Annotated in this window: 11 protein-coding genes; 8 read left to right on the forward strand and 3 right to left on the reverse strand. The window is 46.4% G+C overall.

Translation table 11 applies throughout. From position 1 onward, the window contains the following. The first annotated feature begins 122 nt into the window (after positions 1–122). From J2T19_RS19420 to J2T19_RS19430, 3 genes are all read left to right on the forward strand, one after another. Positions 123–752 carry a YhbD family protein gene (locus tag J2T19_RS19420; protein WP_307218601.1) on the forward strand — a complete coding sequence of 210 codons (630 nt, stop codon included), beginning with the start codon at positions 123–125 and terminating at the stop codon, positions 750–752. 16 nt (positions 753–768) lie between these two features. Then, the gene (locus tag J2T19_RS19425) at positions 769–1,596 is read left to right on the forward strand and encodes a polymer-forming cytoskeletal protein (RefSeq protein WP_307218603.1); all 828 of its coding nucleotides are present in this window, start codon (positions 769–771) and stop codon (positions 1,594–1,596) included. Between the two features lie 143 nt (positions 1,597–1,739). Further along, positions 1,740–3,308 carry an MDR family MFS transporter gene (locus J2T19_RS19430; protein WP_307218606.1) on the forward strand — a complete coding sequence of 523 codons (1,569 nt, stop codon included), beginning with the start codon at positions 1,740–1,742 and terminating at the stop codon, positions 3,306–3,308. Positions 3,309–3,490: 182 nt separating this feature from the next. On the opposite strand, the gene J2T19_RS19435 is transcribed toward J2T19_RS19430, so the two are convergent. After that, entirely contained in the window at positions 3,491–4,924 is a 1,434-nt protein-coding gene (locus J2T19_RS19435) for a VanW family protein (RefSeq protein WP_307218608.1), read from the reverse strand. 252 nt (positions 4,925–5,176) lie between these two features. Here J2T19_RS19435 and ftsE point away from each other — a divergent pair, with 252 nt between their 5' ends. The 5 genes from ftsE to J2T19_RS19460 all read left to right on the forward strand — a co-directional run bounded on the left by ftsE (position 5,177) and on the right by J2T19_RS19460 (position 11,251). Beyond that, positions 5,177–5,863: a cell division ATP-binding protein FtsE gene (gene ftsE, locus J2T19_RS19440; RefSeq protein ID WP_307218610.1), complete on the forward strand. Its 687-nt coding sequence runs from the start codon at positions 5,177–5,179 to the stop codon at positions 5,861–5,863. Next, positions 5,853–6,770 (forward strand): permease-like cell division protein FtsX, encoded by a 918-nt coding sequence (gene ftsX, locus J2T19_RS19445; protein WP_307218612.1) that lies wholly within the window; start codon positions 5,853–5,855, stop codon positions 6,768–6,770. Before ftsE ends, ftsX begins: the two co-directional genes overlap by 11 nt. Positions 6,771–6,959: 189 nt before the next feature. Next, positions 6,960–8,252, forward strand: a complete 1,293-nt coding sequence (locus tag J2T19_RS19450) for a murein hydrolase activator EnvC family protein (protein ID WP_307218614.1) — start codon at positions 6,960–6,962, stop codon at positions 8,250–8,252. A gap of 136 nt (positions 8,253–8,388) precedes the next feature. Next, positions 8,389–9,861 carry a S41 family peptidase gene (locus J2T19_RS19455; RefSeq protein WP_128103717.1) on the forward strand — a complete coding sequence of 491 codons (1,473 nt, stop codon included), beginning with the start codon at positions 8,389–8,391 and terminating at the stop codon, positions 9,859–9,861. A gap of 64 nt (positions 9,862–9,925) precedes the next feature. Further along, a complete protein-coding gene (locus J2T19_RS19460) occupies positions 9,926–11,251 on the forward strand; it encodes a PDZ domain-containing protein (RefSeq protein ID WP_307218617.1) in 1,326 nt (441 codons plus the stop codon). A 143-nt stretch (positions 11,252–11,394) separates the two neighbouring features. Here J2T19_RS19460 and J2T19_RS19465 read toward each other — a convergent pair whose 3' ends face one another. Continuing rightward, complete coding sequence (locus J2T19_RS19465) at positions 11,395–12,096, reverse strand: response regulator (RefSeq protein WP_307218620.1); 702 nt, start codon at positions 12,094–12,096, stop codon at positions 11,395–11,397. Between the two features lie 19 nt (positions 12,097–12,115). Then, entirely contained in the window at positions 12,116–13,429 is a 1,314-nt protein-coding gene (locus J2T19_RS19470) for a sensor histidine kinase (RefSeq protein ID WP_307218622.1), read from the reverse strand. Positions 13,430–13,644: the final 215 nt, after the last annotated feature.

Raw genomic sequence — 13,644 nt, forward strand, 5'->3', positions numbered from 1 at the left:
ACACAGGTTATACCCAAAGCTTCTTCGATGCAATGACGAGAATGATACACAGTTGAAAACAACTCCCTTCACAACGTAACAATGTTATGTTACACTGCTTTTAATGACAAGGGGGTTCAACGATGACGGATGATTTGATCTCCAAAAAAGAACTACTAGACCTGACAGGCATTTCATATGGGCAGCTCTATCGCTGGAAACGGAAAAATCTTATTCCGGAGGAATGGTTCATCCGGAAGTCTTCATATACAGGACAGGAGACCTTTTTTCCAAAACAGCAGATTTTGCCGCGGATCGACAAGATTATCCACATGAAGGAAGGATTGTCGCTGGATGAGCTGGCAGATGTGTTCTCGCCATCATTAGGCGAAGTTGAAATGTCTGCTCAGCAATTACTAGATCGAAACATTGTTTCATTAGCATCTCTTGAATTGTTGACGGAAGCTGGTCGAGAGCAATCACTGTATGGTCTGGAGCAGATCATGATGCTCTATGTACTTGAAAGGTTACTAATGAGTGGAGATATCACAAGACAGGAAGGTTCGTTATTGATCGAAGTGATGTCAGATCATTATTACCGTTTCAGAGACAGAGCAAGTGAGTTGTTGCTTATTCGCAAAATGGGTGTACCGACGTTTATGCTGGTTGGCGCAGGAGCGGAGCTTTATTTTGATCAGGGTGTAAAAGTGGTGCTGAGAATTACGCTGGCAACGTTCATGGAAGAACTGAAACTTAAATTAGGGAATGTCTGAAAAGGGGGAGAAATGAATGGAAGAGCGTCACATGAGAAATGACTTGAATGTAACGGGGTCTCGCAAAACGACAGGTGGGCACTATAACCGAGTGAATATTGATGGCATGGCCAAATTGGATGGAGACCTGGATTGTACTTCGCTCAATGTAAATGGAACACTGAAAATCTATGGTGCGTTGTACACCGAGAGTGTAACCGTGAATGGTATGGCTAAAGTGGAAGGAGAACTGCAGACTACTTCACTGGATGTAAATGGAACAATGGGCGTTCATGGCCCGGCTCGGGCGGAGACGACAACGGTCAATGGCATGTGTACGATTAACGGCCCGCTAGTTAGTTCTCGTGTGCGTGTGGATGGCATGACAACGATTAATGGTGCATTAGCTACACCGGAGTTGACGGTGAACGGGAAATGCAACGTACGCGGAAGAGTAGACAGTGAGCGCATCGATATCGGCGGGATGGCTACGATTGATGGAGATGTGCAGGGCGAGTCGATTAGTGTTCAAGGCAACCTCAAAGTAGGGGGGCTGTTGAACGCAGACACCGTGGAGATACGTCTATATACGTCTTCTTCGGCTAGGGAAGTTGGCGGTGAACGGATTGATATTCGGCGTAGAGAGCGCAGTGGATTCTGGAAAGCACTTGGTTTGGGCGGGGCTCCTTCTTTTCGAGCAGAACTGATTGAGGGAGATGAGATCATGCTTGAAGATACAGAAGCCGATACCGTTCGAGGTACACGAGTTCATATTGGGCGTGGCTGTAACATTAGGCTGGTCGAGTATTCGGGTGACCTGTCGGTAGATCCAGAAGCGAGAATAGGTCGCATTGAACAAATCTGATGCGAAAACGGATGCGAATGGCTCGTTCACGATAGATTGTTTTGGCGTAAAGCAATCGGTCCTTGGACTGATTAATGATTGCAACATTTCGGATATACTAATGCAGTCATATGAATAGATCGTGAATGGAGAGATTAAGAACGATGGCTGCAAGTAAAAACAAAATAGGATTTGTGCTGGCAGGGCTACTGCTTAGCATACTTATGGCTTCAATGGATAACACCATTGTGGCTACTGCGATGGGTGATATCGTCGGCAAGCTCGGCGGACTCGACAAGTTTGTTTGGGTGACCTCTGCATACATGGTTGCGGAGATGGCGGGAATGCCGATCTTCGGTAAACTGTCGGATATGTACGGACGGAAGAAATTCTTTGTATTTGGCATTATTGTATTCATGCTTGGTTCGGCGTTGTGCGGAACAGCGACATCTATCGTGGAATTAACGATGTACAGAGCAATTCAAGGGATTGGTGCAGGTGCACTGGTACCCATTGCGTTTACGATTATGTTTGACGTGGTTGCTCCAGAGGCACGGGGCAAGCTGGGTGGATTGTTTGGTGCGGTATTTGGTCTATCCAGTGTATTTGGCCCGTTGCTTGGTGCTTATCTTACGGAGTACGCGACATGGGAGTGGGTATTCTATATCAACCTGCCACTCGGTTTAATTGCGTTTCTGTTTATTACTATTTGCTATAAGGAATCACACCAACATCAATCCCAGCAGATTGACTGGCTAGGTGCTGTAACACTTATTGGCGCAGTGGTCTGTCTGATCTTCGGTTTGGAACTAGGCGGCAAGACGTATGCTTGGAATTCAGGACAGATTATCGGCTTGTTCGTCGGATTTATCGTACTCGCTCTGTTGTTCCTCTATGCAGAGACGCGAGCTAAGGAACCGATTATTTCCTTTAATATGTTCCGCAATCGGGTGTATTGGTCCAGCAACGTAATCGCAATGTTCAGTGGAGCGGCGTTTATTACAGCTTCCGTGTACATACCGATTTTCATTCAAGGTGTTCTGGGTGGTAAAGCGACTAACTCAGGTCTAGTTTTACTGCCAATGATGCTTGGTTCAGTCGTAACGGCCTCTCTAGGCGGGGTATTAATGACCAAAATCAAGTACCGTAATATTATGATCCCTACACTTGCACTTCTCGTGCTTGGACTTGGATTACTTACAACGCTGGATGAGGGATCATCGCTCTGGACGATCCGTATATTCATGGTTATGGTCGGGCTTGGAGTGGGTGCATCGTTCTCGGTGCTTAGCAACGCGGCTATGAATGCATTTGAACCACGTAGACGTGGAGCGGCTAGTTCTACGCTTAACTTCTTGCGGTCTCTCGGCATGACGATGGGCATCACGATCTTTGGTATCGTACAGAGTCAGGTGTTTACGCGTAAAATGACCGAGGCACTTGGCTCAGGGGCAGGAGCTGGCGGAGCGGGTGCTGGAGAGGCAACAACCGGTGGGGGCATACCGGACGGACTGAATTTAACAGATCCACATGCACTGTTGTCACCGGAATTAAGACAGGGGATTCCACCACAGATTTTGGAGGCCATTACCCATGCGCTGTCTTCATCTATTGTACAGTTGTTTGCTTGGGCTGCCATTCCGGCTGCGCTCGCTCTAATCGCATCGTTCTTTATGGGCAATGAGAAGATGGTTGTGGGTGAAGAGCAAAGCGAATACACAGGCGGTCATTAACTTGTAACTAAATGATGTGAACTGAAGAGAATGCTGCTACCTCTTACGTATTGTTCTAATGAAAGGTACAGCTATTCTATCGCAAAAGAAAAGACACACTTCACACGTAGCCGAAAGGGAGACGAGAGGTGTGTCTTTTTTTGATATTCTTCTATTAGAAGTTATAACAACAAGCTTGGAACTTAGGGCTGTTTGGTATCCGAGATGCCATCTTCAACAATGGAAGGTTCTTGTTCATCAGGTACACTACTGTTTCCCGGGCGAGCAATTAAGCGATTCTGTGCTTTGTACGTATCTCTTGAAATGGTTTTGGATTCGACGACTTTCCCATCCACCCGCTTTGTCCGTACAGTCTCAACAATATATCCAGGTTGCCCGTTTTGCAACACCTGCTGAGCTCCATCGGGGAGAACGTTACTGGATACGTATTTTACTGGAACACTTAACGTTTCAATCGTACGAGATTCAAGGGCGTAACTGACATTCTCCGGAAATGTACCAAAAAACTTCACGACCAACCTGTGGTTATTAACTTCGGCATGAATAAGCAGTGATTTTTCAGTGTTATTTTTGAAACGGAAGTTAATAGCTCCTGAAGCAAAGGTGGCATCTAACCCTTTCGGTATATATTTGACTGGTAGGGAGTGATTGCGACGTTCGACGATATCAAGACCTGTGAGCAAGGCGGCATTATATATCGTGCTGGATACCTGGCAGATGCCTCCGCCAATTCCTGGCGTTAGTCGTCCGTTCACAATGACCGGAGCTTCACGGAAGCCGAATTCCTTCTCGGCTTTTTGAACAATCTTCTCATAATCAAAAATGGCACCTGGCTTCAGAATCATGCCGTCAATGGCTTCGGCTGCTGCGCTCACATTATGTACCCGACCCTCACTGCTATTGCCAAGCCCTGTCGAGAACTGAATGATTTTTCGTTCAATGCCCTCTGAGCGCAAGGAGTCCACCGTAACTTCAGGTTTCATCGTATACAGTGGGAGCTGAATACGGATCGAATCAGGTTTGCCCTCCAAGTCTAATGCGCTGAAATCATGAGGTAGCTTGACCTGTAATTGACGGATAAGTTCATCCCAAGCGATGCGGCGTACACCTTTCTCCGGGATATATTGAACCTTGTCATTAGGCGTGATTCTCCGAACAGCATTAGAAGGAGAGCCGAAGGTTTCTTTTTCCCAAGCAGGGCTTAGTTGTTTTTTTAATGAAGTTGCATCATACGTCAATTCCAGTGGAAAAGCTTCGGCCAGATGATACCGTGCATAGGCACGTTCCCACAGGTTTCCTTCCTCCAGTTGCTTCATGGCAAGTCGGAAGCTGGCTGCATCGTAATGTGCGCCTGTTTGCGCGGCTGTAAAGGTCAGTGTTTTCGCTGTGGGTTCGTCCAGTTCCAAAGTGACAGGCCACTCTGCCAGCTGTTGTAACCGTTCGTCCAGTTCAAGCATGACCTCCGCTCGATTCATTCCTCCGATTTGCCATCCGCCTACCTGCACCTTCTGGGGTATCGACGGTTGGTTCACATACATATAGATCATTCCATAGGACGCGGAACCGAACAAGAGGATTGAGAACATTGCAATGACTGCCACGTGTATTTTTTTCATAACCGTACGCTCCTTTTTACTTCTGTTGTTCCGCACTTTGTAACACTTTATATATATATGATCCAATGTAGGAAAACTTTCGGGTACTCAATAGGTAACAAATTTGTTACAATAAACTTCATATGAATCCATGCTTCACCATCAAAAAAGGTCGAACTGGACTTCTCCTGATGAAATTCAGGTCTTTTTAAAGGAAATGCCGGGATTGTGTCGAAATGATAATGGCTAACTATGCGAGCAGGAAGTGATGATGTGATAGAAATGCAGGACGTGTGGAAGACCTATGCCAATGGGACCCACGCTTTACAAGGGGTGTCGGTGAAGATCGACCGCAATGAATTTGTCTATATCGTCGGTCCGTCTGGCGCAGGCAAATCGACATTTATGAAATTGATGTACAGAGAAGAAGTTCCGACTAAAGGACAAATATCCATTAACGGATTTAATATCGGTAAGCTTAAACCACGGAAAATTCCTTATGTACGCCGTAATATCGGTGTTGTATTCCAGGACTTCCGACTGCTGCCTAGGATGACGGCGTTCGAGAATGTTGCTTTTGCTATGGAAGTTATTGAAGCACCGAAGCGTCATATCAAGAAACGAGTGATGGAAGTGCTTGATCTGGTGGGACTGCGTGGCAAAGCCAATCGTGAGCCTTCGCAGCTCTCAGGTGGGGAACAGCAGCGTATTGCCATCGCACGGGCGATTGTGAATAATCCGTCGGTTATTATCGCGGACGAGCCTACAGGTAACCTTGATCCAGAGACGTCATGGGGAATTATGCAACTGCTGGATGAGATCAATTTCCGAGGAACAACAATTGTCATGGCAACCCATAACAAAGACATCGTAAATACGATGCGTAAACGGGTTATTGCCATTGAACGCGGACAGATCGTACGGGATCAGATGAGAGGAGAATACGGTTATGAATTTTAGTACTCTCTTGCGCCATTTGCGGGAGGGATTCAAAAACGTATTCCGCAACGGCTGGATGTCTGTGGCCTCCATCATGTCCATCATCGTATCACTGCTTATTCTTGGTGTATTTATGCTACTGGTATTGAATGTGAATTCTATGGCAAACCAAGTGGACAGTCAGGTGGAGATCAGCACGTTTCTTGAACTGAATGTGGACGAGCAATTACGTAACACACTCCAACAAGAAATCAGCGCCATGCCTGAAGTAAGTGAAATTCGCTTTGTCTCCAAGGAAGAGGGACTCAAAGAGTTCCGTGAACGTCTCGGAGACAGCGCAGATAATGTACTGAGCGGTTTCGATGTGGATAATAACCCGCTGCCGGAGACCATTGAAGTTGAGGTCATTGAACCGGAAACCGTTACTTTTGTAGCGCAAAAAATCGAAGCATTGAACGAGAAACACCCGGAGAAACCGATCATGAAAGTGAATTACGGCAAGGAAACGGTGGAAGTATTGTTCAAATTTACGAAGCTGGTTCGGAATATCGGATTTATCTTCGTTGGGGGACTGGGTCTGATGTCCATGTTCCTGATCTCAAATACGATTCGCGTAACGATTCTTGCCCGTCGCCGAGAGATCGGCATCATGAAGCTGGTTGGGGCAACCAATACGTTCATTCGTTGGCCGTTCTTCATTGAAGGCGCGCTGATCGGACTGATTGGTTCAGCGGTTACAGTAGCCGTACTCTTCTTTGGGTACAGTCGTCTTATGGCGACCATTGGTCAGGATGTATTTATGCAGATGCTTAACCTTGTTCCGCTTGGAGATATCTGGGTGCTCTTCGCAACCTTATTGATCGGGCTAGGGGTATTGGTAGGCATACTGGGCAGTACGCTGTCCATCCGTAAGTCCCTTAACGTTTAAAACTACGTATCTACGTAGAATGTTGAACGTTCGCAAACGAGAATGGCATAGCAGGTTCACAAACTGGAGCTGTTTGACGATATGTAGGAGAGACCGAATTTCTTAAGATGAAAGAAAGCAGAGAACATGTTAGTTCACCGCCTGTGCAGGTTGCTTTCTTGTGAATTCATAGGATGGGAGATCGACATTTTGAAAAAAACCGCTTCGCTGCTAGCTTTTACATTGTTAGCTAGCTTAACGTTTCAACCTTCGGACGGATATGCTAAGAGTAGTATCAGTGACATCGATCAGCAGATTCAACAACTAGAGAACAAGGCAGCTACAGCCAAGCAAGAGCAGAAGAAGGCCGCTGCCAACAAAAAGGAAGCTCAGCATTACAAGAACAAAACGAATGCTTACCTGAAGGTTGTTCTGGAGCAGATTAATGTCGTTAGTGATGAACTCGCAAACGTCTCACTGCAGATTGAGAATACGGAAGAAGATCTACGTACAACGAAGAAGGATCTTCAAGCTGCAGAGGAACGGATCGTAGCCAGAGAGAAATTGCTGGAATCCCGTGTGCGTTTGATGTATACCGATGGTGCTGTATCCTATCTGGACGTCTTATTGTCTTCCACAAGCTTCTCTGATTTCTTAACCCGTGCGGACTCGCTGAAAACGATCGTGGATCAGGATCAGCATCTGCTGGATGAGCATAAGAAGGACAAGCAGCTCGTTGTAGACAAAAAGGCAGAATTGGATCAGCAATATGCTGAAGCTAAGAGCCTGTATGCTCAGAAGAAACAGCGTAAATCGCAGTTGAATGAGAAAGAGCAAGAGAAGCAAGTGCTTTTGGCTTCCTATGATGCTAAAATTGAAGAGTCTGAGGAATTAACGCAAGAGCAGGAAGATGTGCTGATGCAGATTGCTAGCAAACGTTCGGCTCTGTTGCAGGAGAAAAATAAATTGCGCGAAGAGCAGGCCGCTGCTGCAGCCAAAGCTAAAGCACAGGCTGCAGCTCGTGCAGCAGCAGCAGCCAAAGCAGCAGCCAAGACTCCAACTAGAGTTAGCATGGATAGTAGCAGTGAGGTTACGTACTCATCAGGTAACGGGATTTTCTCTAGACCAGTATCGGGAGGACGTATTTCCTCCCCGTTTGGCCCTCGTACCCATCCAATTACGGGTGTAGTCGGTAAAATGCATAATGGTGTGGATTTTGCTGTTCCAGTAGGTACTTCTGTTCATGCAGCCTCTGGCGGAATCGTTATTATGGCTGAATGGTACAGTGGTTATGGATATACCGTTATTGTGGATCATGGTGGTGGACTATGGACACTCTATGGTCACTTACGTGAAGGTGGATTCAAAGTGAGCAAGGGCGACACGGTGAGCAAAGGTGATGTCATTGCAGAGTCAGGAAATACAGGGAACTCGACAGGACCTCACTTGCACTTTGAAGTACGAGATAATGGTACGGCAGTGAATCCGATGAACTATTTGTAATAACGTGACGCATTGACCGAATGGAATAAACATATTCCGTACAAGCTAGACATATACTAAGTTGGCATGTTCAGGAATTGGACTTCGATGATCCATGAACTTAGAATGGTTCATAACTAAAGGCGGTGACAAACGGATGATGAAAAAAAGATCGGCGCTGCTGCTTGTCATTGGAGCACTACTCGGAGGAAGCTTACTTACATTGGTGTTAATGAGTTTTCCCGGTATGGCTAGTCCAACGACACCAGGTGAAGGCCTGTTAGCCAGTGTGACAGGTAATACGCAGCAGAAGAACGAGCTGAAGAAGATTGAAACCGCGATGGATTTGATCTCCAAAAACTATTATAAAGACGTGGATCGAACCAAACTGATCGATGGTGCGATCAACGGAATGATGGAATCGCTCGGAGATCCATACTCCAATTATATGGGGCAGGAGACAGCAGCTCAGTTCGAGGAATCCATAGAGGGTTCATTTACTGGTATTGGTGCAGAGGTTTCGTCTCAGGATGGAAACGTGGTTGTTGTATCTCCGATCAAGGGATCACCCGCAGAGAAAGCTGGTATTCGGGCAAAAGATATCATCATGTCTGTCAACGGTGAAACGTTGCAAGGTCTAGAGCTAAATAAGGCCGTTAACAAAATCAGAGGCCCAAAAGGTAGTGAAGCGAAGGTACAGGTTAAACGTGCCGGATCTACCGAGCTGATTGAATTTGTTATTGTTCGGGACGACATTGATTTGGAGACGATCTATGCCCACATGGAGGATAATGGGGTGGGGGTTATCACCATCACACAATTCTCATTAAATACGGGTGAACGCTTCAAGGAAGAGTTAGCTAAGCTTGAGAAGCAGAACATGAAGGGTCTGATCATTGACGTACGAAATGATCCAGGCGGTGTGCTGCAAGTCGTGATTGAGATTGCCGAGCAGTTTGTTCCAAAAGATAAGGTTATCGTTCAGGTTGAAGACAAGAACGGTAAGAAGGAACAAAGTAAGTCGAATGGCTCCGGTAAATCTTATCCGATCACTGTCCTGATGAACAAAGGTAGTGCAAGTGCATCCGAGATCTTGGCTGGAGCATTGCAACAATCCGCAGGCGCAACTTTGATCGGTGAGAACTCCTTTGGTAAAGGTACAGTACAGACGAGTTATGATAAGCAAATGGGTGATGGCAGCTTGCTGAAGATCACCATTGCAAAATGGCTCACACCGAACGGAGATTGGATTCATGAAAAAGGCATCAAACCGGACATTGCGGTGAATCAACCGGATTACTTCTCGGTAGCGCCGATAAATAAAGAGAAATTACCGCTCAAATACGACAGCAATAGCACGGATGTGAAAAGTGCGCAGACGATGCTGAGAGGACTTGATTTCAAGCCAGATCGTGTGGATGGATACTATGACCAGAAGACAGAAGAAGCGGTCAAAGCATTCCAGAAACAAAAAGGCATTCAGGCAACAGGCGAGATTGATGAGAAAACCGCCGAATCGCTAGAAGCGGCTCTGATTGAACGCATTGCCAATCCTCAATATGATGCACAGCTGAAGCGCGCGATCGAAAATGTCTCGAAGGATATTTCGGCTGCTGTGTCGAAGCCATAAAGAAGGCTGATTTTCAGCCTTCTTTTTTTCTGAACCGGCTGAAGGAGAGGAGTGACCGTCCACAATGGAATGGGCTTGGCCATGGTTAACTACATTAGGGGAAGCATTGTTGCAGTTGTTTATTCAGCCGTTTTATTATATTGCGGTAATTTTGGTTGCACTCGTCTATCATCGTCAATTGTTACAAGAGCGCAAGTTGTTCCACGTTCGCCTTCAAAGCTCAATAACCCAGACGATCCGAACTGTGCTTGGAGGGATTCTACTCGGTGTGATCGTCTCGATCGTTTCGTTGTTCCTTGGAGCGCATCTTACTCTGAGTAGTGTAATATGCATATGGGTAGCTACTATACTCTTAGCATTGTTCCGGATTCGGTACTTATGTTTCGCGTACGCGGCTGCATTACTCGGTGTGGTACAGTTTGGCTTGAATCTGGCTTCTAACTGGCAACCATCCGGATGGCTGGGGAGTTCTACTGATGCAATTAGAGCATTAGATATGCCTGCACTCCTTGTGTTGGCTGCGCTTCTACATCTTGGGGAAGCGATGTTGTTAAGAATGCAAGGTGTTGCAATGGCATCACCATTACTCTTTGAAGGTAAACGAGGCAAGCTGGTCGGCGGGTATCAGTTGCTGCATTTTTGGCCTATTCCGCTGCTAATCCTTGTACCTGTGACGGGGAGTGGTGCAGAGCTTGCATGGAATCCGCTCATGAACGCAGGGAATGGATACATGCTGGCGGCTCTACCGATCATGCTTGGATTTGGAGAAGTGACCCAGAGCATGCTGCCGGGACAGAAAGTGCAGATCTCTGCCAAAAGGCTTCTGATCTACGGGACAAGCCTTCTAGGACTAAGCCTTCTGGCTGCATGGTGGTCACCATTCATGGTCGTCGCAGCTTTGGCTGCGTTTATTGGACATGAATTGTTGGTATGGTATAGCAGTTTTGAAGAACAACATCGGAGTCCATTGTTCGTACACCCTGAACATGGTCTGAAAGTGCTCGGCGTTATTCCGGATAGCCCAGCGGCTGAACTCGGTATTGAAGCAGGGGAGACCATCTATAAGGCGAATGGGGTTATGGTTCATTCCCCTGAGGAACTACACCGTGCCTTGCGTATGAACTCAGCCTTCTGTAAGCTGGAGGTTCGTAATCACCAAGGAGAGAGCAAGTTCATGCAACGTGCCATCTATGAAGGCGAGCATCATCAGCTTGGAATCATTATGGCTCCAGATAATCATGAGGCCTGGGCTGTTCAGCTGCGGCAGCATTCTCTGTTCCATATTCTAAGCCTTAAGATTTTCGCTCGTCGAAAAGGTCAGCGCAGCGAAGGGGCACCTCTCGCTCTGCCTGCTCCTACGACAGGAGAATCTAGTTCTGTAGAGATGTAATTCAAATAAAGGGTATTTCCACAGCCTGCATAGGTCTGGTGTGGAAATACCCTTTTTGATTTTGTTTCGAAAATCCATCTTCTTTGTTACTTTAAGCCACACTTATTGAGATAAATGTAGTTTAATTCGTTTTATTTCTTCTTTTATTTCTTCAAGATATAGATGGCAATTTGGGTTCGGTCGCGTAGACTAAGCTTGCCAAGAATATCTGTCACATAGTTTTTGACCGTACCTTCGCTTAGGAACAGCTTGGCGGCAATTTCTTTGTTGGACAGACCCTCTGAGATTGCCTGTGCCACAGACAGTTCCATTCGTGTTAGTCCAGAGGATTCCAGTGGATCATGTGCAGAAGAGGTGGGTGCGGGGCGAAGTAACCCGGCGAGTTTGCGTGCAATATCGGGATGAATTAACATGTCCCCGTTATGGACGGTCTTAATCCCTTGAATAATCCGATCAGGCGGCACATTTTTGAGCAGATAACCACTTGCTCCGTTTTGCAGAGCTTGAATGATATATTCATCATCGTCGAATGTTGTCAGCATTAATATGCGGATGTCGGGATAACGTGTTTTAATGGCCTTCGTACCTTCGACCCCGTCGCACTCGGGCATACGAATATCCATAAGAATAACGTCTGCATCTATGCCTGAATCTAGTAAAGCGAGTACCTCATGCCCGTTTCCAGCTGTTCCTGACACTGTGATCGAAGGATCGAGACCAATAAGTACTTTGAGACTTTCGCGAATGAAGGGATCATCGTCAACAAGAATAAGCTGAATGGACGAGGCGTGTGTTGGTTTAGAATGAGGTGCTGGATTATTTTCGTTTGGCTTTGGTTTAATCATGGGAACAATCACTTCCTTTTCAGATCATATCAGCTTGGCGTGGGAGGGGAAGACGCGTGATTACGGTGTAGGGATAGGCGGACTGAACCTCCAATACACCGCCAACCAGTTGTGTGCGCAGACGCATGCTTTCATGTCCCATCCCTAGTCCGGCAGTCGTTGTTGCCTGTGTTGACTGTGTTTGTGTTGATTGGTTCGTATGATGACCCATATTGTGCTTATCGGCTTCATCTGTGAACGCCGTAGATGCTCCGCTAATAGATTCTGCATTGATCTGACCGTCGTTACTAACGGTCAATTGAATTTCATTTTCCCGGAACTGTAGTTCGATTCGAATACTTTTGGCATTCCCATGTCGCAGCGCATTGGTTATGGCCTCTTTGGCATTTTTGTATAAAACGATCTGTATGCTGGGATACAGGATGTGTGGATTCCCTAATTCCAGATAACTTGTCTTCACACCCGTCTCACGGCCCACCTCTTCCAGTAAACGATCTAGCGCATATGTATCCGGTCGATAGGATTCGGGCTTCAGCTTATGAAGCGTTGTACGCATATCATCCATACTCGCCGCGAGTTGATCCCGAATTTGCTTTACCATTTCCGTCCCTTGTTCTGAATCCAACGGTAGGGTCAGAAGCGCAGCTTCGGACATCATCTTGGTGCGAATCAAACGGTGCCCGATATCATCGTGGAGCTGCCGTGAAATTCGCGTGCGTTCTTCGGCTTGAGCGGCATCCTCCAGTTGCTTCGTGAATTGTACCATCTGTGCACGCGCATCTTGAAGCTCATAGTGTTTATTGCGAAGCTCGTCATATACCTGTTCTAGCTGTCCACGGCTACTTGCAGTCCTTGAGCCTTGCCAGGAGATCACTGCAACGGTAACCAACAGCAGATTGCCGGTAACCCACCCTGTAGTTTCTGGAGAGAGTGGGGAGTCCGTATTCGTTTGAAATGAGAACAGAAGAGGGGACGAGCCCATAGACGTTGTGTAATACTCATGTAACGCGATATTGCTGGCAATGAGCTGTGCTCCGAGTATCAACCACCGCCGTGCTCCATCCAGTCGATAAATGTATACATAGAGCATGGATATGGAAAGGAACAGCATAAATGGGCCATATTGAGTGATGAGCCAGCAGTTCCATAAGATCTCAATGATCAGGAGCAATAGCCTTGGTAGATCAGCACGAGTAAAATCTTTCCCCACAGCGATCCCAATGGCAATAATAATATGAAGCGTATAGATTCCATCTTGTTCTTGCGGTAGTGCGAGGATGTACAAGAGCGCTGGAACTAGAATAAGACCGTATTGAAGTGCTCGTATCGGCATATGTCGTGACATCCTTTAATTTTGAGATAAGAGTATCAATAGAGAGAACATTTTTCTGTACTTTTTTAAACAAGTACCTACCTGGTAATCCATCCCTAATTATATCATACGTACCTTCTAGATCAGGAGATGACTTAAGTCACCTTCGATATATGACTTTTCGTACCTTCACGCAAGGCAACAATTCGCTACAATACAGTTATAACATCCGATGA

The sequence above is a fragment of the Paenibacillus tundrae genome (genome assembly GCF_030812775.1).
GTDB lineage: Bacteria > Bacillota > Bacilli > Paenibacillales > Paenibacillaceae > Paenibacillus > Paenibacillus tundrae_A.